Here is a 26609-nt window from a genome sequence, read left to right as displayed (position 1 = left end):
AGTTTCAGGTGGGTGGCGGCGCTGAGTTGAGCGCGTTGTTCTATCTGGTTCCGGGTGCGCTTGAGCTCCGCCGGGTAACGGCTCAGCAGGCTGTTGAGTTCGCGCTTGAGGCCAATTCCGGCGTCTTCGGCCTGGGCTGTGGCGGTGGATTCCAGGCCCATCATCGCGGCAAAGTCGTCGGTGTCCGAAGCGCTTTTGCTGCTCACCCCCAGCAGGGGCAAGGCGTCGATTTGCCGGACCTGGCGCTCAATGCCGTCCAGCTCACGCGCCACGTCGCCCGCCAGCTCACTGCGCCCGCTACTGACCAGCTTGTCGCGAGCAAGAGACAGCTTGGCCAAGTGTTGCGAGGCGCCAAGCAACCAGGGCAGGTAGGCGCGGGCCTCGGGTGAGGCGGCATCGCTGGCGTACTGGCTGAGTTGTTCGAGGCTGGCGCCCAGCTCGCGTTCGGCTTGCAGCAGCAAGGCCTGGGGATCACCGGCCAATTTGCCGGCAGCCAGCAACTGGGTATTGCTGTAGGTGCTCAGGTCTTCAAGGCTGGGGCGCAGCGCATCGGCCAGCGCCACAGGTAATGGCTTGAGTTCGTCCTTGAGCGTGTCGAGGGCGCTGTTGGCATCGCTCAGGCGCAGGGCATCGCCGCTGGCCAGGTAGTCCTCGATATTGCGTGCCACCTTATTCTGGAACTGCTGCGAGAGGCTCAGGTAGCGCTCCATCAACAGGAAGGGCCGTTCCAGTGCCTGTTGTGACCACCACAAGGTTGCGCCCAGGGCGAGGCACACGGCGACCAGCAACAGTGTGTTGAGATTGGTTAGCAGCTTCAGGCGCATGTGGGATTTTGCCTACAACACAGTCAGAAGCGGCAGAAGTTATTGCACTTAAGTTACAGCGGTATGACGGGAAACAGGGGTTACGAGCAAATAGTGGCAATTGGCCTTGTCTGGGTGAAGCGCTGCACCTGATTGCGGCCGCTGTTCTTGGCTCGGTAAAGGGCTTCGTCTGCCTGTGAGGCCATCAGCAGGCTGTCAGCCTCGTCCTGCATTTGCACCACGCCGGCGCTGAACGAGCACGACAGATCGGTCGGCTGGGCGGGGTAGTGAATCTCCGAAAAACGTTGGCGAATCTGATTGAGCACCTTGTAAGCCGACTCTTGGTCCGTATCGGGCATCACAATCGCAAACTCTTCGCCGCCGTATCGGCCAATAAAGTCGGTTTTACGCAGGCGTTGCTTGAGAAACAGCGCCAGGCTTTTGATCACCCGATCGCCCATTGGGTGGCCGTAGCCATCGTTGACGTGTTTGAAGTGGTCCAGGTCGAGCATCGCAAAGCTCAATGGACGATTTTCACGGCGCGCGCGAAAGGTGCAGTCTTCGAGCAGTTGCAGGATATGGGTGTGGTTATACAGACCGGTCAGGCTGTCCCGCACCATGCGCGCCTTGAGGTGGCGGGCACGGGCGGCCCGATTGCGTACGGTGGTGATCAGATGGCGCGGCTGGATGGGTTTGGTCAGGAAGTCATCGCCGCCTTCGCTCATGGCGTCGAGTTGCTTGTCCATGTCGTCTTCGGCTGACAGATAAATGATCGGCACACTCACATAGCGATCGTTGTGGCGGATGACCTTGGCCAGCTCGGTGCCCGTACAGCTGGGCATGTACATGTCGAGGATGATCAGGTCCGGCTGGAAGTCTGCAAGCTGGGCCATGGTCTGGATCGGATCGGTCAGGGTGCGGGTGACAATTCCCGCGCTGTTGAGCAGGCGCTCGGTAAGCAACGTCTGGGCCCGGGAGTCGTCAATGATCAGCACTTTGTAAGGTTCGTACTGAGCGACACAGGTCAGCACTTCGACCTTTTCCATCAGGCTGGACGCTTCGAGGGTGCCGGTCATGAACGCTTGCCCTCCTGCGCGCACGGCGGCCAGGCGCGTCGGGGTGTCGGTTTCATGCAGGCTGAAAAACAGCAGCGGCAGTTTCTGCTCAAGGCCGACCTGGGCTTCGGCGGCCAGTTCCAGGCCAAGGCCCGGACCGCCGAAATCGACGTCCATCACAATCGCGGCCGGATGGCGCTCGGCCATGGCGTGGCGAAAGTTCATCGGGTTGTTGAAGGCCTGGACGCTGAGTTCAAAAAACTCCAGTTGCCTGGCCAGGCGGTCCGCCCGCTCCAGATCCTGCAGCAAGATATACACAGGCTTGCGCAGCGGCGGCAGGCGGATGTTGGCGTCCACGTCGCCCTGGCGCAGGCCGGTGCGCGACAGGCGCTGCATCAAACGGTTGAGCTCGGTGATGAGCTGGCTGCTCAGGCGACTTTGATTGGCTGCCATGTCTTGCAGCGCAACGTTGATCGCCCGAGCCAGCTCGGTGTGCTCCGGCTGTTCAAAACGCTTGGCAAAACGCAGCAGGCGCAGGTTGGCGTCGTCGAGTTCGGCCAGGCTTGCGGGTGACCATTCATTAGCTTGTAAACGCTGCCAGAGCTCAAGGATCTGGCGTGCCTGGTGGGTGACACGCTGGGCAAAGTGGTGTTTCAGGCGTTCGCGACTGGGGTCTTCTAGCTCTGTCATATCCTGGCTGCTGGTAAGTGAGCATGCTGAAATGAAATAGTGGCTCTATGCTAGCAGCTCGTTTCAAATGTACGAGTTTCTACTTGAAATTAACGGGTGGGTAGCCATTTTGCCCATCGCCCGCGTGCTTGTTCTATAGTGCCGGGCGTAAATGGCCCCTGCGATACGGCAGGAAGCCCGGCCCCGATTTAAAAGCGTGCACCCAAGGCACGATGGGTTAGGGTTATGGTCGAACCGTTGAATCAAGCAGATGAAAGGACATAGCCATGCTGGACTGGAAAAAACGTGAGGGCAGTGCCCGCGAGTCGGTAAAAGAGACCAAAACACAGTCGCGTGGCTATTTCAAAAGCATTCTGCTGAGCCGCTCCATCGCCGTGCTGGTGGCGATTTTCGTGGTGGTGAACCTGGGGCTTGGCTGGTACTGGAGCCAGGAACCGGACCTGTTCCCTGTGCAGCAAAACGCCCAGCTGGCGGCCGAGAAAGAAGGCAAGCAGATGGTGCCGGGCTTCACCACCGTCGAAACCCTCAAGACCGTGGCCGGTACGTTGCTCAACAAGCCGGGCGGGTATCTGTCCAATGACCGTCTTCCACCGGGCATCTTTTTGGACAATATCCCGAGCTGGGAATACGGCGTTCTGGTGCAGGTACGGGACCTGACCCGCGCCCTGCGCAAAGACTTCGCACGCTCGCAATCGCAATCGGCCGAAGATGCAGATCTGGCCAAGGCCGAGCCGCGCTTCAACTTTGACAACAAGAGCTGGATGCTGCCGTCCAGCGAATCCGAATACCAGGAAGGCATCAACTCCCTGAGCCGCTATCAGGCGCGTCTGTCTGATCCGAATCAGAAAAATGCACTGTTCTATGCACGCGCCGATAACCTCAACAACTGGCTGGGTGATGTAGGGACCCGTCTGGGTTCGCTGTCGCAACGCCTGTCGGCCAGTGTCGGGCGGGTAAAGCTCAATAGCGCACTGAAGACAGAATCTCTGCAGCCGGGCCAGGTGCCGGTGGTTGACGAAGAAGTGGTCGAAACGCCGTGGATGCAGATCGACAACGTGTTCTACGAAGCGCGTGGTCAAGCCTGGGCCTTGTCGCACTTGCTGCGTGCCATCGAAGTTGACTTCGCCGACGTGCTGGCCAAAAAGAACGCCACGGTGAGCGTGCGCCAGATCATTCGCGAGCTGGAAGCGGCTCAAGAACCGGTCTGGAGCCCCATGATCCTCAATGGCAGCGGCTATGGCGTCCTGGCAAACCACTCGCTGGTCATGGCCAACTATATTTCCCGCGCCAACGCGGCGGTCATGGACCTTCGTCAATTGCTGTCCCAAGGCTAAGCGATGGCTATTTCAGCTTTGGAGGCCGCACACCGTGCGGCCTCTGATGTCGAGCAAGTTGCCTGGGTCGATCGTGATGATCGCTTGCTGGGCGCCCTGGCGCGCCATGAGTTGCGCGAGCGCGGCCTGATCGGGCGCGGTACGTTCATCCTTTTATTCAATTCTGCCGGGGAACTGTGCGTGCATCAGCGCACCCTCAGCAAAGCGCTGTACCCGGGTTTTTGGGATGTGGCGGCAGGTGGAATGGTGGGTGTGGACGAAACCTACGCCGAGTCGGCTGCCCGGGAACTGGCCGAGGAGCTTGGGGTCAGTGGCGTGGCGCTGACGGCCCATGAGCGGTTTTACTTCGAAGGCCCGCAGAACCACCTGTGGTGCGCGGTGTTTTCGGCGGTGTGGGATGGCCCCTTGCAGGTGCAGCCCGAAGAAGTTCAGCAGGCCTGCTTCATGCCGGTGGACGAGGCACTGCGCTTGAGTACGCACCTGGACTACTGCCCTGACTCACTGGATGCGCTCAAGCGTTATCTGGCGCAAGTCAAAACCCTGTAGTCGCTGCCGCAGGCTGCGAAGGGTTGCGTAGCAACCCGTTTTCTCAAGGTCCCCACAACCCTCAACGCAGCCTGCGGCAGCGACTACAGGGTTCACCAAGATTTTTGCGCCGATTGGCTATTGGGCAGCAGCGATTTTGTCGTTACACTGCGCGACCTTTTTCAGGCTCAGGCGGTTTTCCCGCCTGAGTTGCGCTGCCCCTGCCAGAGTGGGGCTTCGCGGTCGGTATCCCTTGGCGCAACAGCGTCATGCACCGGCCAATTATTTGTCCTCCGAATGAGGATTGCCGGTGGCCAAAAAAGCCGCATCCTTCGCCGCCCTTGGTGGCCTGGTATTTTCCACCGACGCAGGTCGTCACTGTCCGGACTGTCGCCAGCCGGTGGACGCCTGTACCTGCAAACAAACCCTGATCCCCGAAGGTGATGGCATTGCCCGCGTGCGTCGCGAAAGCAAAGGCCGTGGCGGCAAGACGGTGACCACCATCACCGGCGTGCCGCTGGCTGAAGACGCGCTCAAGGAACTGGCCACGACGTTGAAAAAACGCTGTGGCACGGGTGGTGCGTTGAAAGACGGCATCATCGAAATCCAGGGCGATCACGTCGAGCTGTTGCTTGGCGAGTTGATCAAGCACGGGTTCAAAGCCAAGAAATCCGGCGGCTAGCAGCCTCTGTGAAAACCACCGCACAGCCGATCTGGCGCCTCTGAAGGGCTGGCCAGATCGTGCTTGCCATGGTTTTCACAGAGCCTGTTATCACGGGTTTCTAAACTCGGCGCTGTTGTCAGGGTCTGACTAATCGTCACGTTCACACTTTAGACTGCGCCAGCCTGCTTTCAGGCTGGGCTATTTGACTTATTTATAGGGGACTTCGATGTCCGTACGACGCACACGCAAAGACGATGGCAGCCAATGGACAGTTGCGGACAGCCGCAGCGTTTATGGGATTCGCCATTGGGGGGCCGGGTATTTCGCGATCAATGAAGCCGGTCGCGTAGAAGTCCGTCCGAACGGCCCGAACAGCTCGCCCATCGATCTGTACGAGCAGGTCGACGAATTGCGCAAAAACAGTGGCTTGTCCTTGCCGTTGCTGGTGCGGTTCCCGGATATCCTGCAAGACCGTGTACGCCAGTTGACCGGCGCTTTCGATGCCAATATCGAGCGCCTGGAATACCAGAGCAAGTACACCGCGCTGTACCCGATCAAGGTAAACCAGCAAGAAGCGGTGATCGAAAACATCATCGCCACCAAAGACGTGTCCATTGGCCTTGAAGCCGGCTCCAAGCCTGAGCTGCTGGCCGTGCTGGCGCTGGCCCCCAAGGGCGGCACCATCGTCTGCAACGGTTACAAGGACCGCGAGTTCATCCGTCTGGCACTGATGGGCCAGAAGCTGGGTCACAACGTCTTTATCGTGATCGAGAAAGAATCCGAAGTAGACCTGGTGATCGAAGAAGCGGCCTCGCTGAAGGTCAAGCCTCAGGTGGGTCTGCGCGTACGTCTGTCGTCCCTGGCATCGAGCAAGTGGGCTGACACGGGCGGCGAGAAATCCAAGTTTGGTTTGTCTGCCGCGCAATTGCTGTCGGTGGTTGAGCGTTTCCGTGTGGCCGGTCTGGATCAGGGCATCCGCCTGTTGCACTTCCATATGGGCTCGCAGATCGCCAACCTGGCGGACTACCAGCACGGCTTCAAGGAAGCGATTCGTTACTACGGCGAACTGCGCAACCTGGGCCTGCCGGTTGACCACATCGACGTGGGCGGTGGTCTGGGCGTGGACTACGACGGTACGCACTCGCGCAACGCCAGCTCGATCAACTACGACATGGACGATTACGCCGGTGTGGTAGTGGGCATGCTCAAAGAGTTCTGCGACGCGCAGAGCCTGCCGCATCCGCACATCTTCTCCGAGAGCGGCCGTTCCCTGACCGCGCACCACGCCATGCTGGTGGTGCAAGTGACCGACGTCGAGAAACACAACGACGACGTGCCGGTGATCGAGAACAAGGAAAGCCTGCCCGAGACCGTGCAATGGCTGGTTGACCTGCTGGGCCCGACCGACATTGAAATGGTCACCGAAACCTACTGGCGTGCCACGCACTACATGAGCGACATCGCTGCCCAGTACGCCGACGGCAAAATCAACCTGGCTGAAAAAGCCCTGGCCGAGCAGTGCTACTTCGCCGTATGCCGTCGCCTGCACAACTCGCTCAAAGCGCGTCAGCGTTCCCACCGTCAGGTGCTGGACGAACTCAACGACAAGCTGGCCGACAAGTACATCTGCAACTTCTCGGTGTTCCAGAGCCTGCCGGACACCTGGGCGATTGGCCAGGTCCTGCCGATCCTGCCGCTGCACCGTCTCAACGAAGAGCCGCTGCGTCGCGCCGTGCTGCAAGACCTGACCTGCGACTCCGACGGCAAGATCAAGCAATACGTCGACGAGCAGAGCATCGAAACCAGCCTGCCGGTTCACGGGCTGAACGAAGGCGAAGACTACCTGCTGGGTATCTTCCTGGTGGGCGCTTACCAGGAAATCCTGGGTGACATGCACAACCTGTTTGGTGACACCGATTCGGTGAACATCTACCAGAACGAAGACGGCAGCGTTTATCACGCCGGTATCGAGACCCACGACACCATCGAAGACATGCTGCGCTACGTGCACTTGTCCCCCGAAGAGCTGATGAACCACTACCGCGACAAAGTGGCCAGCGCCAACATCAGCGTCAAGGAGCGTACCCAGTATCTGGACGCGCTGCGTCTTGGCCTGACCCGTTCGTCGTACCTGTCGAGCCACTGATTGCCCGACATAGTCCTCGTTGACTGAACTACGCTGACCTGTGCATTGCAGGGGTCAGCGTTTTTTTTTGCCCAGAGGTCGCAGGCATGTCCAATACCTTCAAGCGCGTCATCGGGCTGGCCTGTGCGGGACTGATGGGCTGGCTGCTCAGCGCCTGCTCACCGGTGGGGGTCATCAACGGCCTGACGCCCACCGGCAGCTTCGAAAAAACCAGCGACATTGCCTACGGCGCAGACCCACGGCAAACCCTCGATATCTACCGCCCCAGGCAGCCTGTACCCGGCGCGCCGGTGGTGGTGTTCTTCTATGGCGGCAGCTGGAACAGCGGCTCGCGCAGTGACTATCTGTTTGTGGGCGAAGCCCTGGCTTCCCGGGGGATCACCACGGTGATTGCCGATTACCGGCTTTATCCACAGGTGCGATATCCGGAGTTTCTGGTGGACGGTGCGCAGGCGGTGGGCTGGACGTATCGGCACATTGGCGAGTACGGCGGCAATCCCCAGCGTCTGTACTTGATGGGCCACAGCGCCGGGGCCTACAACGTCGCGATGCTGGCCCTCGATGCGCAATGGTTGAAGGCCGTAGGCCTGAGCCCGGCCAATGTCCGCGGCTGGATTGGTCTGGCTGGGCCATACGACTTTCTGCCGATCAAGGATGAGGCCGTCAGGCCGGTATTTTTCTACCCGGATTCACCGCCCGAGTCGCAGCCGATTCGTCATGTCAGCCACGCGTCGCCGCCGACGTTATTGATGGCGGCCGCGACGGATACGCTGGTCAACCCGACCCGAAACACAGGCGGCCTGGCCAATGCACTGCGCGGGGCGCAGGTGCCGGTGCAGGAGCTGTACTTTTCGCGCACCAGTCACGTGACGCTGGTGGCGGCGCTTTCACGGCCGCTGCGCTGGCTGGCACCGGTGCTGGACAACGTCAGCGAGTTTGTCACCGCAACCCCGTAGGCGCAGGTTGCGGGGTCAGGTTGCAGCCTTGGGCGTAAACCACTCGTCCCGGCGCTGCATGCGCCACGCATAAACCGCCAGGGTCAGGCTGCGCAGCACCATAAACAGCAGAAAACTTATCCACAGCCCGTGGTTGCCATAACCGTGCAGTGCCCAGGCGACAGGGAGCGCGATAATCACGCTGATGACCATTGCATCACGCATTTCCCGGGCGCGGGTGGCGCCAATGAACAGCCCGTCGAGCAAATAGCTCCACACCGCAATCAGCGGCAGCACGGCCAGATAAGGCAGGTACTGGAAGGCGGTTTCGCGCACCGCAGGGATGTCGGTCTGCATTTGCACAAACAGATGGCCGCCGAACATGAACAACAGCGCAAACCCCACGCTGGCCAGCAACGACCAGCCACAGGCCACCACCATCGAACGGCGTAACGCATTGCGATCCCGTGCACCGATAGCATGCCCGCACAGTGCCTCGACAGCATGGGCCAGGCCGTCCAGGGCGTGGGCCGCGAGCAGCAGGCCATTGAGCAGCAGCGCATTGGCCGCCACGGTGGCGTCACCCAGGCGGGCGCCTTGCAGGGTGATGGAGAAAAACACCAGTTGCAGCATCAGGCTGCGGATAAAAATATCGCGATTGACCCCCAGCAACGGCTTCCAGTTGTTCCAGATGCGCAACCCGGCCCATGCCAGGGTGCCTGGAAACGTGCGCAGGGCGCCGCGGGTCAGCCATAAACCGAGGAGGGCGCCGCTCCACTCGGCAATCACCGAAGCCCGCGCCGAACCGACCACGCCCCAGTCCAGGCCGAGTACAAACCACAGGTTAAGGGCGATATTGACCAGATTGGTGGTCAGCAGGATCGCCAGTGGCGCGCGGGCGTTCTGCGTCCCCAGGAACCAGCCCACCAAGGCATAACTGGCCAGGGCAGCGGGCAAGCCAAACAGGCGGATATGGAAAAAATCCAGGGTCAGGGCGTGCAGCTCGGACGACGGTTGCATCACGCTCAAGGCTACCCCGCTGAACGGAATCGCAATGGCCCCCAGCAGCATCGACAGCAACGCACTGAGCAGCAAGCCCTGCACCAGAATTTGTCGCAGTGCGGTGCCATCGCCACGCCCTGCGGCCTGCGCGGAGAACCCGGTGGTGCCCATGCGCAAAAAGCCCATCATCCAGGCCAGGAAGATGTACATGCTGGCGCCCACCGCCACTGCGCCCAGCTGATGGGCGTGAGGCAAATGGCCAATGACCGTGCTGTCGACCAGCGCCACCAGGGGCACGGAAATATTCGACAGAATCATGGGCGCCGCCAGCGCCCATACCCGGCGATGGGTTGGGCGATCGCGCCAGTCGGCTGATAGAGAAGATGACATGCAGGCTCCTTTGGGGGGCGCGATTGTAACCTGTGGGAGCGGGCTTGCTCGCGCTGCAGGCAGCGCGGTTTGTCAGGCCAGCCGCAGTGATGCCATCGCGAGCAAGCCCGCTCCCACAATCAGACCAGTGCGGCTGTGGTTCCCCAGCGGCTGTTATATAGTCGCCCTTTATCTGCCCAGTTAACGAGAACACCATGCTTAACAAAGGATTGTTCCTGGCCTGCACGCTGGCGCTGTTGAGCGCTTGCGATTCTTCGAGCGTCGACAAGCCTGCAGCGCCGACCGTTGCCGCGAGCCAGCCCGCCAAACCGGTGCAGGACGTCAAGGCCCTGGCCCAGCGTTACGCCGGGCGTGAGTTAAGTGTGGTGGATGTGTCCGAGGTGCAACTGGACGGAGCCAGCACCTTGTCCGTGAGCTTTTCGGTGCCGCTCCATCCTGAGCAGAATTTTGCAGACAAGCTGCACCTGGTCGATGCCAAAACCGGCAAGGTCGATGGCGCCTGGGAGTTGTCGGATAACCTGATGGAACTGCGCCTGCGCCATCTTGAGCCACAGCGCAAACTGATCCTCACCGTTGACCCCGGCCTGCGTGCCGTCAACGACGCCACGTTGGCCGCCGAGTACATCAGCCGCCTTGAAACCCGTGACCTGCAACCCACGGTCGGCTTTGCCAGCCGTGGCAACTTGCTGCCCACCCGCCTGGCCGAAGGCTTGCCGGTGATCGCGCTGAACGTCGACAAGGTGGATGTTGAGTTCTTTCGGGTCAAACCCGAGTCCCTGCCAGCGTTTCTCAGTCAATGGGGTCGCAACAGCAGCCTGCAAAGCTACGAAGCCAAGGATCTGCTGAGCATGGCCGAGCTGGTGTACGGCGGCCGTTTTGACTTGAACCCGGCGCGCAATACCCGTGAAACCCTGATCTTGCCGACGTCCGGAATCAAGCCTTTGCAGCAGCCGGGCGTGTATCTGGCGGTGATGACGGCGACGGGCAGCTACAACTATTCGACCCCTGCCACCTTGTTCACCCTCAGCGATATCGGCCTTTCGGTACACCGCTACCAGAAGCGACTGGATGTGTTCACCCAGGCCCTTGAAGGCGGCAGCGCCCTGGCGGGTGTCGAGCTGGAATTGCTCGACGGCAAAGGCCAGATGCTGGGCCAGGGTAAAACCGGTAAAGACGGTCACGCCGAACTGGCGTTGCCACCCAAGGCCGAAGTGCTGGTTGCGCGCCAAGGCGATCAAACCAGCTTGCTGCGCCTGAACACGGCGGCGCTGGACCTGGCCGAATTCGATATTGGCGGCCCCCAGGGGCATCCGCTGCAGTTCTTTGTGTTTGGCCCCCGTGACCTGTATCGCCCCGGCGAAACCGTATTGCTCAATGCCTTGTTGCGCGACCGCGATGGCAACCCGGTCAAGCCGCAGCCGGTCAGCGTTGAAGTCCGTCGTCCGGACGAGCAGGTCAGCCGCAAGTTTGTGTGGTCGCCGGACGCTTCTGGGTTGTATCAGTACCCGTTGCAACTGGCCGCTGAAGCCCCGACCGGGCGCTGGCAGCTGGTGTTCGACTTCGGTGACGGCAAGCCGCAGCTGTACGAGTTTTTGGTCGAGGACTTCCTGCCCGAGCGTTTGGCGCTGGAGCTAAAGGGCAGCGATACGCCGCTGAGCCCTGAGCAAACCGCTGAAATCCAGGTCAATGGCCGCTACTTGTATGGCGCTCCGGCGGCGGGTAATCGCTTGAGTGGTCAAGTCTATGTGCGGCCATTGCGCGAGGCCGTCAGCACCTTGCCGGGCTATGAGTTCGGATCGGTGACAGAACCCGAGCTGACTCAGGACCTGGAACTGGACGAAAGCGTTCTGGATGCCGAAGGCAAGGAAACCATCAGCCTCGAAAGCCAGTGGAGCGATGCCAAATCCCCGTTGCAACTGATTGTGCAGGCCAGTCTGCAAGAGTCGGGCGGGCGGCCGATTACCCGGCGTCTGGTGCAGGCGGTGTGGCCAGCGGATCGTCTGCCGGGCATTCGCGGCCTGTTTGACGGCACTGAAACCGACGGTGATGGCCCGGTTGAATTCGAGCTGCTGGTTGCCGACAGCCAGGGCAACAAGCTGGCCGCCGACGACCTCAAGGTGCGCTTGGTGCGCGAGCGCCGTGACTATTACTGGAACTACTCGGACAGCGACGGCTGGAGCTACCACTACAACGAGAAGTTTCTGAACCTCAACGAAGAAACCCTCAGCCTCAAGGCCGGCGAAACCGCCAAGGTCAGCTTCCCGGTCGAGTGGGGGCCGTATCGCGTTGAAGTTGAAGACCCGAAAACCGGCTTGATCAGCAGCCTGCGCTTCTGGGCCGGTTATCGCGCCCAGGACAACGCCGAAGGCGGCGCCGTGCGCCCCGATCAGGTCAAGCTGGCGCTGGACAAGGCTGCCTATGCCGATGGCGACACGGCCAGGGTAACGGTCACGCCGCCAGCGGCAGGCAAAGGCTATTTGCTGGTTGAAGGCAGCGACGGCCCGTTGTGGTGGGAAGAAATCGAGGTGCCTGCCGAGGGCAAGGTCTTCGACGTCAAGCTTGACCCACGCTGGGCGCGGCACGACTTGTACATCAGCGCCCTGGTGATTCGACCGGGTGAGCGCAAGACCAATATCACTCCCAAGCGTGCCGTGGGCGTGCTGCATTTGCCGATCGATCGCAGCCAGCGCAAGTTGGCACTCACTCTCGATGCCCCTGAAAAAATGCGCCCCAAGCAGCCATTGACGGTGAAAATCCACGCTAAGAACGCCGATGGCAGCATCCCCAAGCAAGCCCATGTTCTGCTGGCCGCCGTGGATGTGGGCGTGCTCAACATCACCGACTACCCGACTCCGGATCCATTTGCCAGTCTGTTTGGGCGCAAGGCCTATGGCGCGGATCAACTGGACATCTACGGGCAATTGATCGAAATCGGGCAAGGCCGTTTGGCCAGCCTGGCGTTCGGTGGCGATGCAGCGCTGGCCAAAGGCGGCAAGCGGCCTGCCACCAGCGTGACGATCGTGGCACTGCAAAGCGCACCCGTGACCCTGAACGAGCAGGGCGAAGGTGAAGTCAGTGTGGATATCCCTGACTTCAACGGCGAGCTGCGCCTGATGGCTCAAGCCTGGACCGATGATCGCTACGGCATGGCCGAGGCCAAAACCGTGGTCGCCGCGCCCTTGGTGGCCGAACTGGCGGCACCGCGCTTTTTGGCCGGTGGCGACGAGACACGGCTGGCGCTGGACGTGTCCAACCTCACCGACACGCCGCAAACGCTGCACGTGAAGCTCAACACCGAGGGGCAACTGAGCCTGCCGGGTGACGCGACACAGAACCTGACACTCAGCCCCGGCCAGCGCAGTACCTTGCAGGTTCCGGTCAAGGCACTGGGCGGGTATGGCACCGGTGTGGTCAAGGTGACGGTCAATGGCCTGGACCTGCCGGGTGAAACCCTGGCGCCGTTCACCCGCGAATGGACGCTGGGCGTGCGCCCGGCGTATCCGGCATTGCTCAAGCATTACCGTGCCGTGCTCAATGACCAGCCCTGGAGTCTGCCCGAGGGCGAGCTGCAAGCCTTTGAACCGGCCGGGCGTGAAGCCTTGCTCAGCCTGTCGAGCCGCCCGCCGCTGAACCTGGGCGAGCAGATCCGTGCGCTCAAAGCCTACCCCTACGGCTGCTCCGAGCAGACCACCAGCGGCCTTTACCCGGCGCTGTATGCCGATGCGGCCCTGCTCAAACGCCTGGGCCTGGAAGGCGAACCGGACACCGAGCGCAAACGCAAAATCGAGTTGGGTATCGAGCGCCTGCTGGGCATGCAGCGTTACAACGGCAGCTTCGGCTTGTGGGGCGCGGACGGTCAGGAGGAGTATTGGCTCACCGCCTATGTCACCGATTTCTTGCTGCGTGCCCGGGATCAAGGCTATGCCGTGCCGCCTGAAGCGCTTAAAAAGGCCAGCGAGCGTTTGCTGCGCTATGTGCAGGAACGCAACCTGATCGAGGCCGATTACAGCGAAAACCTCGAACACACCCGCTTTGCCGTGCAGGCCTATGCGGCGATGGTCCTGGCCCGCAGTCAGCAAGCACCGCTGGGTGCATTGCGCAGCATTTTCGAGCGACGCAGCGATGCCCGTTCCGGCCTGCCGTTGGTGCAGTTGTCGATTGCCTTGCAGAAGATGGGCGACCAACCACGGGCTGATCAGGCGCTGGTGGCGGGCCTGGCAGTGACCCGTAAAGCCGATCAATGGCTGGGCGATTACGGCAGCCCGTTGCGGGATCAGGCTCTGATTCTGGCCTTGCTGGAAGAAAACAACTTGATGGCCGGCCAGCGCGAGCAACGGGTGTTCGACCTGTCCGATCAACTGGCGGCGAGCCAGTGGCTGTCGACCCAGGAGCGCAACGCGCTGTTCCTTGCCGGTCGCGATCTGTTGAGCCAGCCTGAAGCCAAGTGGTCGGTGCAGTTTGCCAGTGGCGACCAGACCCGCGAGCTGAACAATGCCCAGTCGGGCCTCAAGCTCGACGGGCCGCTGCTGGCCTCGCCACTGACCTTGCGCAACGAAGGCAGTGCGCCGGTTTATCAACAACTGACGATTTCAGGTTATCCACAACAAGCCCCGGCGGCGGGCGGCGAGAACATGAGCATTCGCCGTGACTACCTGGGCATGAACGGGGAGCCGTTGAACCTCAAGGCCCTGAAAAGTGGTGATCTGGTGCTGGTGCACCTGGCCGTGACGGCCAAGCAGCAGGTGCCGGATGCGCTGGTGGTCGATTTGCTGCCAGCGGGCCTGGAACTTGAAAACCAGAATCTGGGCCAAAGCGCCGCCAGCCTTGAAAACGCCAGTACCCAGGTCAAGCAATGGCGCGAGTCGATGCAGAACGCCAGCGTGCAGCACCAGGAATATCGGGATGATCGGTATGTGGCAGCGTTGAAACTGGATGGCTACGGCACCACGCACCTGCTGTACCTGGCCCGTGCCGTGACCCCTGGCACCTACCGCGTCCCGCCGCCGCAAGTGGAGTCGATGTACCGCCCCAACTGGCAGGCCGTGGGCGACACACCGGGGGACATGGTGATCAAGGGCCGCTGACCGGAGTGGGAGCGGGCTTGCTCAGTTGATGATCCAGCTCAGCACCCACAGGCCCAGCAGCAGCCAGATCACGCCACCGATGACCGAGGCGCGCATGAAGGCGCGCACGGCGTTGTACAGAAACAGCAAGCCGATGATCAGTACCGCAATGCTGATGATCGAGGTGTCCATACCCAACGCGCGCGCCATGCCTTCGACAAAGCTGCTGCCTGCCTCTGTGATGGCGCCAAACAGGCCGTTCAGGCTCTCCACGATAAAACGAACCAGTGTGCCCAGCCAGAGGCCAAGATTTCCGATAAAACTTTCGACGTGCATGGTCATGTTCCGATGAGTAAGGTGGCCACTGTGCCAGATTAGGCATCCATCCATGCCGCAAGTTGCGTAGAGAGTGAGAGTCAGTGGGGGCAAGGATCAAAAAAATAGTCGGCTGGACGCTCGCCGGTCTGCTGCTGGCGTGCGCATTGCTGTGGTTGGCCGACAGGATCTGGCCGTTGCCCTTGCCCCGGGATGATCTGGCCCGTGTGGTATTGGCCGAAGACGGCACGCCCCTGTGGCGGTTTGCCGATGCCAATGGCGTGTGGCGCTATCCGGTGCAAACCGGTGAAGTATCGCCGTTGTACCTGGACGCTTTGCTGACCTACGAAGACCGCTGGTTTTTTCAGCACCCCGGGATCAATCCCTTGGCGTTGGGCCGTGCGGCCTGGCAAAACCTGACGGGCGGACGGGTGTTGTCAGGCGGCAGCACGTTGTCGATGCAGGTGGCGCGTTTGCTCGATCCCCATGAGCGCACGCTGCCCGGCAAGCTGCGCCAGTTGTGGCGTACGGCGCAGCTGGAATGGCACTTGTCCAAGGACCAGATTCTTGCGCTGTACCTCAACCGGGCTCCGTTCGGCGGCACGTTACAGGGGGTCGCGGCGGCCAGTTGGGCTTATCTGGGCAAGTCTCCGCTCCAGCTCACCCATTCCGAGGCGGCGCTGCTCGCCGTGTTGCCCCAGGCGCCGAGCCGCTTGCGTCCCGACCGTCATCCGGGGCGGGCACAAGTGGCGCGGGACAAGGTGTTGCGCCGCTTGGCCGAATACCGGGTGTGGCCGCAATCGGCGGTTGACGAGGCGCAGGAAGAACCGCTGTTACTGGCGCCGCGCCTGGAACCGAGCCTGGCGCCGTTGTTGGCACGACGGCTCAACCGCCCGGACAGCCCGCCGCTGATCCGTACCCTGATCGACGCCAGCCTGCAGCGCCGTCTCGAAGACTTGCTGCTGGGCTGGCGCGCCCGTTTACCCGATCACACCTCGGCCGCCATCGTGGTGGTCGAGACCGAGAGCATGGCGGTACGCGCCTATCTGGGGTCGGTGGATATCAACGATGCGCGCCGTTTTGGCCATGTCGACATGATCACCGCCATGCGCTCGCCGGGCTCCACCCTCAAGCCGTTTTTGTATGGCATGGCAATGGATGCGGGGCTGATCCACTCCGAGTCGTTGCTGCAGGATGTGCCCCGGCGCTATGGCGACTATCGACCGGGTAATTTCTCCACGGGGTTTAGCGGGCCGGTATCGGCCAGTGCGGCGCTGGTGACGTCCCTTAACTTGCCCGCCGTGCAGTTGCTGGAGGCTTATGGCCCCAAGCGTTTTGCCGCCGATATGCGCAATGGCGGCGTGCCGTTGAGCCTGCCGGCACTCGCGCAACCCAATCTGGCGCTGATTCTGGGCGGCGCCGGCACTCGCCTGGAGGATCTGGTCAGCGGCTACAGCGCACTGGCGCGAGAAGGGCGCAGCGCCAATTTACGTCTGCAGCCGAGTGACGAATTACACGATCGCCCCATGCTGTCCCCAGGAGCGGCGTGGATTATCCGGCGCATTCTCAGCGGTCAGGCGCGCCCGGATCGTGACCCCCATGCCGATCTGGTGCAGCGCCCGCAATTGGCCTGGAAGACCGGTACCAGCTATGGCTTTCGCGATGCGCTGGCGATCGGCGTTGGACCGCGTTATCTGATCGGTGTGTGGATCGGTCGCCCGGATGGCACGCCCGTGCCGGGGCAGTTTGGCCTGGCGTCGGCGGCCCCTTTGATGCTGCAAGTCCACGATGTGCTGAGTAACCGCGACAGCCAGCGCGGCATTGTGGCGCCGGTGCAGGCCGTACCTGACAGCGTCGGGGTGGCTGCGATCTGCTGGCCATTGGGCCAACCCATGAACAAGAGTGACCCCAATTGCCGTCGTCAACGCTTTGCCTGGACGTTGGATCACATCACTCCCCCGACCTTGCTTGCGGCGGACCAGCCGTTGGGGGTGGGGCTCAAGGAAACCATCCGGGTCAACTCCCGGGGCCTGCGCGTGGGGGCGCAATGCCCGGATGCGCAAGTGCGTGAGGTGGCGTTGTGGCCTGCTCCGCTTGAACCGTGGCTACCCCGTGTTGAACGGCGTGAGGTGCGACTGCCAGACGCCTCACGCCAATGCCCGCCACCGCCCTTGAGTGCAGTGACACCGCTGTCGATTTCGGGCGTGCGCGAAGGCGACCGCCTGCGCCGCCCGGCTGCGAGCCAGTCGGTGTTGCGGCTGGCATTGACGACCCTGGGCGGAGAGGGGCGGCGGTGGTGGTTTATCAACGGCGCCCCTTTGGGGGACAGCCTGCCACTGGAGGTATTCAGCACCACCCTGGAACACGTGGGGCGTTATGAGCTCAGCGTGCTTGACGAAAGCGGGCAAACCGCCCGTGTCGAGTTCAGTGTGGTGGAGTGAGGTAATCAAAGCGTTTTTGCGGGATAAAGCGCTTATAAAACGCTGTTAATTGTATATATACCTAAAGTTTGGTGGTGGGTTTTTTACTTTGGTGGGCAGTCCCTGACCTTGATAAATAGCTTTTTTAATAAGTTCTTAACGCTAAAGTATTAGTTCTCAAGCAGGGTATCGGCCTCTTTATATAAGGGGTTAATACCAAGTTGTGAATTGTTTGATATGACCCTTGAGGTTGTTATGTACCCAACGGATGAATGTATCCCTGACGCAGAGCAGGGAACTTCGAACTCAGGCGTAACAGGTGCAAGGGAATTAATCATGAACACTCAACTGTGGTTTAAAACCAGTACAGCATTATTGTTGGTCATGACTGTCAGCCTGGCGGGCTGCAGCAGTGGCGGTGGCGGCTCCAAAAGCTATGTGACCACAACCAATACCGGTTCGGGCAGCGGTGCAAACGGCGGCACGGGTGGTACAGGTGGTACAGGTGGCACAGGCGGTACCGGCGGCACGGGTGGTACAGGCGGTACCGGTGGCACTGGCGGTACAGATGGTGGCGGGACTGGCGGCAGTGTGACTACGCCTCTGGTTACAGGCCAGGTGGTAGGTCAAGTCGGTACCGCCCTGGGTGGCGTAGGCACCACTGTCAGTGGTCTGGGCACTGCCCTGACCCCGGTGCCGGTAGTCGGCACCCTGGGTGGCGGCCTGGTGGTCAAAACCGGCGATGCCGTGAGCTCCGTCACCACTGGCCTGACGAATGGCCTGGGTACGTTGGGCACAGACAAGAATTCCCTGGGCATCACCGTAGCGGGTGCGACCAATGCGGTCAGCGAGCTGGGTAAAGGCGTTTCGTCCGTTGGTACTGGCTTGAGCACAGTGCTCGATAACACGCCAATCAGCCAGATCCCGCTGGCCGGTGGCCTGGTGGGCAAAGTGACTGACACCACAGGTGGGCTAGTCAACAAAGTCGGTACAACCGTGACCATGCTCGGTGACACATTGACCACCAATGTGAACAGTGGCCAATTGGGCAAGGTGACCGGGGGCGTGAATGACAAGGTCCTGGTACCGGTCATTTCCCTGGCAGAAAACGTCACGGGCAAAGTGGGTACCACCACAGGCCTTGGAGCCCCGGTGGATGGGCTGCTGACCAAGGTCGGTGGCACCGTGAGCGGTCTTGGCACCAAGGTGTCTACAACCGGCGACAAAAATCCGGTGACCTCGCTGGTAGGTGGCGTGCTGGTGGGCGTGGGCGGTGCGGTCGACAAGGCGGGCGGCCTGCTGAATCCGGCTGCAAACACGGGCACCGGCTCGGGTCTGGGTGGTGGTCTTGGCGGCCTGCTGGGTGTGGGTGCAAGCACGGGTAATGGTTCAGGTGCCGGTGCAGGCATTGGTGGCGGTCTTGGCGGCCTGTTGGGTGCAGGTGCAAGCACAGGTGGCGGTACAAGTGCCGGTTTGGGTCTTGGCGGTCTGTTGGGAGTGGGCGCAAGCACGGGTGGCAGTACCGGCGCAGGCGCAGGTCTGAGCGGCGCTCTCGGCGGCTTGTTGGGTGCAGGCACCGGCACAGGTAGTAACACGGGCGCCAATACAGGTCTGGGTGGTGCTCTTGGGGGAGTGCTGGGTGGGCTGGGCAATCTGGGCAAGAAAAACTGACGATTAATTGCACCTGGCCGGTTCGACGGCCTTACCTACAGCGCCTACGCTTGGTTGGGACGAGAGATTCAGATGAGTCTCTCGTCTTTTTTCATGTGCAGGATGTAGGCGTGATGCTCGGGCAGCTTCGCGAATCATTCAAAGATGAAGCCCCCCTCGTTATGCCGCTGTAGTTGAACATGGAGTGTCATATGCGTAATTGCGTTCCCTTTTTGTTATTGGCCCTGGCCCCGTATGCGGGGGCCGAGTCCCTTCCGCGCTTTCTCAATAGCAACGACAGCATGCAAACCTTGCCCACACCCAACTTGCCGGTGGATGCCTATCGCCCGCCGGCGCCTGCGCTGGAATTGCCCAAGCCGGCAGCCGGGGAGGCTCAGCCACTGGTCATGGGCACGCGCCTGACCATTCGCAAGTTGCAGATCGAAGGTGGCACGATTTACCCGCTGCCCGAGTTGGGTGCGGTGTTCAAGCCGCTGCTGGGCCATGAAATCACCCTGGGTGAATTAATCGAGGCCACGCGCGGCATCACCAAGCGTTACCAGGACGATGGCTATTTATTGTCGTATGCGTTTTTGCCTCAACAGGACTTCGATCAAGGCCTGGTGCGTGTTGTGCTGGTCGAAGGCTATGTCAGCAATTACGAGATCGACGGGGATATAGGGCGGGTCAAGGGGTATATCGATGAGCTGGTAGACAAGCTCAAGGGCGAGCGCCCGCTGACCCGTAAAACATTTGATCGCTACAGCACCCTGATGAGCCGGATTCCTGGTGTGACCTTGCAGGCGCAAGTGCCGCCACCGGGTACCACCGACGGTGCTTCGACACTGCGCGTCAGTGCCAGTCGCAAACCGTTCACCACCAGCATGAGCCTTGTCGAGGGCAGCCGTAACAGTACCCAGGCACTGTTCGGGGCCAGCAGTAACTCGCAAACGGCCATGGCGGAGCAGTTGACCCTGAGCGGGTTGTTTCCGCCGGGTCGCGACAAGGAGCACTACTACCGTCTCGATTACAGCCAGTACCTGAATGCCGAAGGCACGCAACTGAGCCTGTATGGCTCCAGTTATCGCAGTGATCCGAGCACGAGCATTGCTACCGATGATGGTTTTGAACTCAAGCCTCACCGCGAGAATGACCGCTTCTCGATTGGCGTCAGCCACCCGCTGATTGCTGCACCGGATCAATGGCTCAGCGCTGGTGCCCGGTTGTATGGCGTCAACGACAATACCGACTATGAGGTGGCAGGCTTCGGCCAGACCATCAGCGAAAAAACCAACGTGCGCGCACTGGCGTTTGAAGGTGACTGGCGCAAGTCCGATGCCAGGCAGTTGCGTATTGTCAGTGCCGGTATGTATCAGGGCATAGACGCGATGGGTGCCAAGAGCGAAACCACCCTGACTGGCAGCCGTTATGACCTGGACTTCTTCCGCTTGCGTTTGTCGGGCGTGCAGAGTGACGGCTATTTCGATAACTGGCAGGGCGTGGTGTCGGGGGCGTTGTACTGGAGTGATGACACGTTGCCTGACAGCGAGCGGGCAGTGTTTGGCGGGCAGAACTTCGGTCGTGGTTATCCGGATGACCAGGCGTCGGGGGACAAGGGCTGGGGCGTGGCCTATGAGCTCAACTACAGCTTTAACCGCGACGGTGACTGGGTCAAGTTGCTGCAGCCTTATGCGATCGTGGACAGGGCCAAGGCCTGGTACAACGAACTGCCATTAAAAGGCTCGGACATGTCCTCCGCAGCACTGGGGTTGCGTTTTGGTGACAAGCGTTACTACAACATTGCCATGGAAGTTGCCAAGCCCATGTCTGATATCGCGCTGGACAGTTTTAATCGCAGGCCGCGCTATACACTAAGTTTTAGTTATCAGTTGTAAGCTTTATATGTAAAAAACCCCCGCAGTGCTAACTAAGACTGCGGGGTTTTTATGGGGCGGGTTTTATGTTCTGGCCAGTTGTAGCTGTGCGGGTTTTGGAAAGAGATTGTCGAGGGTGTCGAGCAGGCGCACGTGGTAGATGGGTTTGCGAAACAGGTCCAGTACCTGCAACCGCAGCAAGTCGCTGACATCGCTCATATCGGCGTGCCCCGAGATGACAATCACCGGTAAATGCTGGCGCGATGTGTGCTCACGCAGGCGCCTGATCAGCGCAATTCCGCTTTCCTCCGGCATGCGCAGGTCAGTGATGACCAGCGCAATATCCGGATGCTGGGTCAACTGCGAAAGGGCGAGTGTGACTGATGTTGCCGTAAAGCAACAAAAGCCCTCGCCCTCCAACAGCTCGGCCAACTCCAGCAGTGCGTCCTCTTCGTCATCCACCAGAAGCAGTTGTTGCCGTGATGGGGAGAGGGGCATTTTAAAAGCTCGGGGTAATTAAAGGGTTACTCTTTGGTCTTAGGTAAAGCGCTAACAATTTCAGCAAACAAATTCTTTATTGCTGTTCCTACACCGGGTGAAAGACCCGCAATAACTACCGCTACCATCGCCGCAATAATCGCGTATTCAATACCCGAAGCACCCTCTGTTCTTTTTGCAAATAATTTGGCTTGGCGCGCCAGAAGCACCTGTGCAGGTACGTACACTTTCAGAACAGTATCTAACATCATCTGACTTCTCCTTGAGTGCACCGGGTCGGGCACTGCGTAACAATGGTGCAGGTTGATCTCCATCTGCCATCATAGGATTGGCAATAAATCACTTCCATACAACTGTAACAATGGACTGATCACAAAGTATTAGTCCAAATGATCATTTTTAAAAATGTGTGCTAAATCAAACTATTCACAATTAATTAGAGCTTTTTATTGTCGCTAATGGCATTTTGCTTCAACTGAGCTATTTTTAAATAGCGAATGGTTTCAATAGTCTTGATGTTTTATGGCTGCCTGATTGTGAATGGGTTTATTAGTCTGCCGTGCGCAGTGAAAAAGGGAGTTTGTGCATGAACAATCGACGCAGTTTAATACTGGCCGCCATACTGTTTGTAGGGGCAATTGCCGCCGGTTACTGGGGGCTGGTATTAAGTCGACAGCAGCCAGTTGCCGAAGTTCCGGTGACCCAGGTTGTGGAGCAAGGTGTAACGGCAGTTGATGACAAAACCCGTCAATCGGTAGTGGTGCTGGCCCGTGATGTACCTCCGAATGTGGCCTTGACGGCTGACGATGTGACCCTGGAAAAGCTCCGTACCGCGCCTGCAGGCAGCCTCACTGCAATCGATCAGGCGGTAGGTCGTACCCCCTGGCGCAGCCTGAGTGCGGGCACTTGGCTCAATGAACAAAGCTTTGAAATGGGTGGACCACTGGCACGCATGATCCGCCCTGATGAGCGGGCACTGGCAGTGATGATTGACGAAGTTTCTGCCGCTGGAGGGCAGTTAACCCCGGGTGACTACGTCGATATTCTGCTATTTCTGCGCCAGGACGCCGGGAATCCACAGCAGTCGGCTCAAGTGGTGTTGCCTGCCGTGCGTGTGCTGAGTGTCGGTGCCGAGCTGGGTTTGACCCGCGATGGCCAGTTGGCCAGCCAGCCGAAAAATGCCGAAGAAGCACTCAGGCTGGAGCAGAGCCGGATCAATGCGCGCTCCGCAGTGCTGGCGATTCCCGAGCTTCTGCTCAATCAACTGATGCTCGCAACCCAGGCCGGTACGCTGCGTCTGGCTGTGCGCAGTGCCGATGAACAACGGTTGAGTAAATATTGGGCGGGTGAGCAGCAATCTGAGACTAACCTTGAGAATGCCAAACGCAGTCTTTATCAATTCAACCAGTTAGCCATGGCCAGTCCAGCCAGGGCGCCCGTCAGCAGTCCCTCTGGCGCTCCTCGAGTGCGCGGTATTGAAGTTATTCGCGGCAATCAAACGGCTCAGCAGTCGGCCCAATAAAAATCCTGATCTATAAGGACATCGAACATGAGCCAACGTCGCGCTCCGTTTTATAAACGTGCTGCCTGGACATTGATCCTGAGCAGTTTGCCTCTGGAAATGGCCCTGGCCGCTGCTGACAATTGCGCCGCATTCAACGCATTGCCATCGGTACTGGAAGTGCCCCAGGGGGCCCAGAAGGCCATGAGCTTCCCGGTCAACATTTCTCGCATCGCTGTGGGTGATCCCACGGTTGCCGATGTTCGCACCAATGGCCAAAACGCCTTTTTGCTGACCGGCGTTGCGTCGGGCACTACCAGTCTGATGGTCTGGAGCGCCTGTTCGAAAGAGCCACACCAGACCATGCTGTTCGTCAAGGGCAAGGCCACTTCGGGTTTGGCCGGTGCGTCGTTGTCGCCGACCGAAGACCCGACGTTGCCCATTCAGGTGCAAACGGACATTCGGTTTGTAGAAGTCAGCCGTACCAAACTGCAAGAGGCCAGTACCTCGATCTTCGGCATGGGCAGCAACTTTCTGTTTGGCTCGCCGAACTCATTCCTCAGTACGGCTGAAGGGGTGATCACGGGCGGTCCGGTTGCCAACAGCAAGTATTTCAACATCGGTTTTGGCGGCGGCAAGGTCAAAGCGATGATCAATGCCCTGGAAGGCAGCGGTTTTGCCTACACCCTTGCACGACCAAGCCTGGTGGCCATGAGCGGGCAGAGTGCAACCTTCCTCGCGGGTGGTGAAGTGCCGATCCCGGTACCCAGCAGCGGCAGCGACAACGTATCGATCGAGTACAAGGAGTTCGGTATCCGTCTGACCCTGACCCCTACCGTGGTTGGACGTGATCGCATCATGCTGAAAGTGGCACCTGAGGTGAGTGATCTGGATTACACCAATGCGGTGAATATCGCCGGGACTTTGGTACCGGGCCTGACGGTTCGACGCACCGACACCAGTATTTCCCTGGCCGATGGCGAAAGCTTTGTGATCAGTGGCTTGATCAGTTCGCGCAACAGCTCACAGGTCAACAAGTTTCCTGGCTTGGGGGATATCCCGATTCTTGGCGCGTTCTTCCGCGACTCCAATATCAGCCGCGAAGAGAAAGAGTTGCTGATGATCGTGACCCCGCATCTGGTTCAGCCATTGGCTGCCAATGCGCCATTGCCATCGATGCCCGGGGAGAAACTGCGTAACTACGACCCTAACTGGTATCGCCTGTACTTCCTGGAAAACGGCAAATTCAACAGCCGTAGCGGGTTATCCCAATGAGCCAAAGCCTGAGCCAGACATTTCTCGCGCTGACGCGCAACAACACCGATCTTGAATGGCTGCAAGGTGCCTTGGCGCCGTTGGGTCAAGTGGTGGGTGCAGGCACCAGTAGCCTGGATGAACTGCTGGCACTGGTTGACGTGACGTTTGCCGGTTTGATTTTTGTAGGCCTGGACCGGGATAAGGTGGTCAACCAGTGTGCGCTGATTGAAGGCGCGCTGGAAGCCAAGCCCATGCTGGCCATTGTTGCCTTGGGCGACGGCATGGATAACCAGCTGGTGCTCAACGCCATGCGCGCCGGGGCAAGGGATTTTGTTGCCTACGGTTCGCGCTCCAGTGAAGTGGCGGGGCTGGTTCGCCGTCTGAGCAAACGCTTGCCGCCGGTGGCGCCCAACGCCGAACTGGGCGGGTTGAGCGTGTTGTTCAGCGCCCAATGCAATGCCGATGGCGCACTGGTTGCCAGCCACCTTGGGCTGGTCGTGCAAAAACACGATCAAAAAACCCTGTTTCTGGACCTGGGCGTGCCCCGTGGCGATGGTCTGGCCGTGCTGGGGCTTGAGAGTACGTTCTTTTTTGGTGATGCCCTGCGCCATTTACGACGCCTGGACAGCACCTTGATTGACAGTGCCTTTACCAAGACCGCGAGTGGTTTGCGGGTATTGGCCCACAGCGAAAGTGATGAGCCGCTGGAGCATACCAGTGCCGCCGAGCTGTATATGTTGCTCAGCGCCTTGCGCCAGCATTTCCAGCACATTGTGGTCAACCTCACGGGGCAGCCAGACAGTGAAGCGCTGCGCACCTTTGCCACCCATTGCGACAGTTTGCTGTGGTACACCGACCAGAGCGTGCTTGATTGCCGCCGCAACCTGGACGTGCTCGCTCGCTGGCGGGCCAAGGGCATGAAGTTTGAGCATACGGGGTTGTTGATCGATCGTTACATGGGGGGCGTTGCCCCGAATGCCGATGCCCTGGGCAAGAGCTTTGGCCTGCCGGTGATGGCGACACTGGCGCTCAGCCCTGAGCTACGCATCAATGCCAAGAATCAGGCCACCACCCTGTTTGATCTGGCTCCGCGGGAAGCCCTGAGCCTGGCGTTGAAAAAACTGGGTGAGCGATTGACCAAGCGCTCGCAGTCGTCCGAGCAAACGGTTTCCAAGTCTGGCGCGTGGTTAAACCGCCTGTGGGGGGCCAAATGAACAATGAACAGTTGTTTGGCTCCGGCCTTTACAAGGACGGGCGTGCTGACCATGACGGTCTTAAGCTGGTACTGCATCGCTACATCATCGATGCCATTGAAGAGACCGGGGTTAACCTGCTGGAAGGCTCCCGTGTGTCCCTGGCCCAGTTTGTCACCGAGCGGGTGGCTGAATATGTGTCGCGCCTGCACCTGGCCATTTCCCGTTATGAAATGGAGCGTCTGGCTGAAGAAATCGTCGACGAGCTGACGGGGTTCGGCCCGCTTGAAGTCTTGCTGCGAGATCCTGCCGTCACGGAAATTTTGGTCAACGGCCCCCATCGCGTGTTTGTTGAGCGCGAGGGTCTGCTTAGTCAGAGCGATTTGCGTTTTATCGACGATCATCACGTTGAACGGGTCATGCAGCGCATTCTGGCGCCGCTGGGGCGACGCCTGGATGAGTCTTCGCCGATGGTGGATGCACGTCTGCCGGATGGCAGCCGGGTCAACGCAATCATTCCGCCCATTGCGCTGGACGGGCCGTGCCTGTCGATCCGGAAGTTTCGCAAGGACATGCTCAAAAGCAGCGACCTGGTGGCGATGCAAACCATCGACCAGGCGATCTATGAGTTTTTTCAGGAGTCGGTGGGCAAGCGCTGCAATATCTTGATCAGCGGCGGTACCGGTACCGGCAAAACCACGCTGCTCAATATCCTGAGCCAGTTGATCAACCCCCACGAACGTTTGGTCACCATCGAAGACGTGGCCGAGCTGCAGCTGGGGCACCCTCATGTGGTGCGCCTGGAAACACGCCCGCCCAATGCCGAAGGGCATGGTGAAGTGAAGTCCAGCGACCTGATTCGCAACGCCCTGCGGATGCGTCCGGACCGCATCATCCTCGGCGAAATTCGTGGGGTGGAAGTGCTCGACGTATTGACCGCGATGAACACCGGTCACGATGGCTCAATGAGCACTGTCCACGCCAACACGGCACAGGATGCGTTGTTGCGTCTGGAAACCCTGGTGGGCCTGACGGGCCGCACCGTGGCGGAAAAAACCCTGCGCCAGATGATTTGCGCTGCACTGGACGTGATTATCCAGCTCACGCGCATGCCTGATGGTCGCCGTTGCGTCAGTGAAGTCCTGGAAGTGGTCGGGGTGCGTGACGATGTGTACGTGACCAACACCCTGTTCCGCCTGGACAAGCGCACCGGTTTTGGTTTTATGCGCGAAGCCTTGAACCCGGCAGGCGACAAGTTGCGTCGTGACCCCATTCTGAATGCACACGGCTGAGG

The 26609-nt window shown here is 60.0% G+C and carries 18 protein-coding genes; 13 read left to right on the top strand and 5 right to left on the bottom strand.

Features of this window, described 5'->3' with window-relative positions; genetic code table 11:
• Nucleotides 1–904: 904 nt before the first annotated feature.
• Nucleotides 905–2548, bottom strand: coding sequence for a diguanylate cyclase (locus V6P94_RS00310; RefSeq protein WP_133078775.1), 1644 nt, complete (start codon nucleotides 2546–2548; stop codon nucleotides 905–907).
• A 266-nt stretch (nucleotides 2549–2814) separates the two neighbouring features.
• Between V6P94_RS00310 and V6P94_RS00305 the strand changes: the two genes are divergently transcribed.
• The 5 genes from V6P94_RS00305 to V6P94_RS00285 all read left to right on the top strand — a co-directional run bounded on the left by V6P94_RS00305 (nucleotide 2815) and on the right by V6P94_RS00285 (nucleotide 8173).
• Entirely contained in the window at nucleotides 2815–3882 is a 1068-nt protein-coding gene (locus V6P94_RS00305; protein WP_133078776.1) for a DUF2333 family protein, read from the top strand.
• Nucleotides 3883–3885: 3 nt separating this feature from the next.
• The gene (locus V6P94_RS00300) at nucleotides 3886–4428 is read left to right on the top strand and encodes an NUDIX hydrolase (protein ID WP_133078777.1); all 543 of its coding nucleotides are present in this window, start codon (nucleotides 3886–3888) and stop codon (nucleotides 4426–4428) included.
• A 289-nt stretch (nucleotides 4429–4717) separates the two neighbouring features.
• Nucleotides 4718–5089 carry a translation initiation factor Sui1 gene (locus V6P94_RS00295; RefSeq protein WP_019825846.1) on the top strand — a complete coding sequence of 124 codons (372 nt, stop codon included), beginning with the start codon at nucleotides 4718–4720 and terminating at the stop codon, nucleotides 5087–5089.
• A 208-nt stretch (nucleotides 5090–5297) separates the two neighbouring features.
• Entirely contained in the window at nucleotides 5298–7217 is a 1920-nt protein-coding gene (gene speA / locus V6P94_RS00290) for an arginine decarboxylase (protein WP_133078778.1), read from the top strand.
• Between the two features lie 86 nt (nucleotides 7218–7303).
• Nucleotides 7304–8173, top strand: a complete 870-nt coding sequence (locus tag V6P94_RS00285) for an alpha/beta hydrolase (protein ID WP_326397280.1) — start codon at nucleotides 7304–7306, stop codon at nucleotides 8171–8173.
• 15 nt (nucleotides 8174–8188) lie between these two features.
• Here the strand turns inward: V6P94_RS00285 and V6P94_RS00280 are convergent, their stop codons facing one another.
• On the bottom strand, nucleotides 8189–9544 hold the full coding sequence (locus V6P94_RS00280) for an MATE family efflux transporter (RefSeq protein WP_219262809.1): 1356 nt from the start codon (nucleotides 9542–9544) through the stop codon (nucleotides 8189–8191).
• Between the two features lie 194 nt (nucleotides 9545–9738).
• On the opposite strand from V6P94_RS00280, the gene V6P94_RS00275 reads away from it, so the two are divergent.
• On the top strand, nucleotides 9739–14628 hold the full coding sequence (locus V6P94_RS00275; RefSeq protein ID WP_133078781.1) for an alpha-2-macroglobulin: 4890 nt from the start codon (nucleotides 9739–9741) through the stop codon (nucleotides 14626–14628).
• A gap of 21 nt (nucleotides 14629–14649) precedes the next feature.
• On the opposite strand, the gene V6P94_RS00270 is transcribed toward V6P94_RS00275, so the two are convergent.
• On the bottom strand, nucleotides 14650–14943 hold the full coding sequence (locus V6P94_RS00270; protein WP_133078782.1) for a hypothetical protein: 294 nt from the start codon (nucleotides 14941–14943) through the stop codon (nucleotides 14650–14652).
• Between the two features lie 83 nt (nucleotides 14944–15026).
• Between V6P94_RS00270 and pbpC the strand changes: the two genes are divergently transcribed.
• The 3 genes from pbpC (at nucleotide 15027) to V6P94_RS00255 (ending at nucleotide 20887) form a co-directional block, all read left to right on the top strand.
• Entirely contained in the window at nucleotides 15027–17363 is a 2337-nt protein-coding gene (gene pbpC, locus V6P94_RS00265; protein WP_405046724.1) for a peptidoglycan glycosyltransferase PbpC, read from the top strand.
• Between the two features lie 315 nt (nucleotides 17364–17678).
• Nucleotides 17679–19013: a collagen-like triple helix repeat-containing protein gene (locus V6P94_RS00260; protein ID WP_326397281.1), complete on the top strand. Its 1335-nt coding sequence runs from the start codon at nucleotides 17679–17681 to the stop codon at nucleotides 19011–19013.
• A 191-nt stretch (nucleotides 19014–19204) separates the two neighbouring features.
• Nucleotides 19205–20887, top strand: coding sequence for a POTRA domain-containing protein (locus tag V6P94_RS00255; RefSeq protein WP_326397283.1), 1683 nt, complete (start codon nucleotides 19205–19207; stop codon nucleotides 20885–20887).
• Between the two features lie 63 nt (nucleotides 20888–20950).
• Here the strand turns inward: V6P94_RS00255 and V6P94_RS00250 are convergent, their stop codons facing one another.
• Together V6P94_RS00250 and V6P94_RS00245 are read right to left on the bottom strand one after the other, a co-directional pair.
• Entirely contained in the window at nucleotides 20951–21364 is a 414-nt protein-coding gene (locus V6P94_RS00250; protein WP_326397284.1) for a response regulator, read from the bottom strand.
• Between the two features lie 26 nt (nucleotides 21365–21390).
• Entirely contained in the window at nucleotides 21391–21615 is a 225-nt protein-coding gene (locus V6P94_RS00245) for a Flp family type IVb pilin (RefSeq protein ID WP_219262814.1), read from the bottom strand.
• Between the two features lie 335 nt (nucleotides 21616–21950).
• On the opposite strand from V6P94_RS00245, the gene cpaB reads away from it, so the two are divergent.
• The 4 genes from cpaB to V6P94_RS00225 are packed head-to-tail and all read left to right on the top strand — an operon-like array spanning nucleotide 21951 to nucleotide 26607.
• The gene (gene cpaB / locus V6P94_RS00240) at nucleotides 21951–22886 is read left to right on the top strand and encodes a Flp pilus assembly protein CpaB (protein WP_326397285.1); all 936 of its coding nucleotides are present in this window, start codon (nucleotides 21951–21953) and stop codon (nucleotides 22884–22886) included.
• Between the two features lie 27 nt (nucleotides 22887–22913).
• A complete protein-coding gene (locus tag V6P94_RS00235) occupies nucleotides 22914–24140 on the top strand; it encodes a type II and III secretion system protein family protein (protein ID WP_219262815.1) in 1227 nt (408 codons plus the stop codon).
• Nucleotides 24137–25336 carry a pilus assembly protein gene (locus tag V6P94_RS00230; protein WP_133078789.1) on the top strand — a complete coding sequence of 400 codons (1200 nt, stop codon included), beginning with the start codon at nucleotides 24137–24139 and terminating at the stop codon, nucleotides 25334–25336. Before V6P94_RS00235 ends, V6P94_RS00230 begins: the two co-directional genes overlap by 4 nt.
• Entirely contained in the window at nucleotides 25333–26607 is a 1275-nt protein-coding gene (locus V6P94_RS00225; RefSeq protein ID WP_133078790.1) for a CpaF family protein, read from the top strand. The genes V6P94_RS00230 and V6P94_RS00225 overlap by 4 nt, the downstream gene beginning before the upstream one ends.
• The last annotated feature ends 2 nt before the right edge of the window (nucleotides 26608–26609 follow it).

Source organism: Pseudomonas sp. ML2-2023-3 (assembly GCF_037055275.1).
GTDB lineage: Bacteria > Pseudomonadota > Gammaproteobacteria > Pseudomonadales > Pseudomonadaceae > Aquipseudomonas.
The sequence above is the reverse complement of the archived record's forward strand: the minus strand, read 5'-3'. Positions and strand labels throughout refer to the sequence as shown.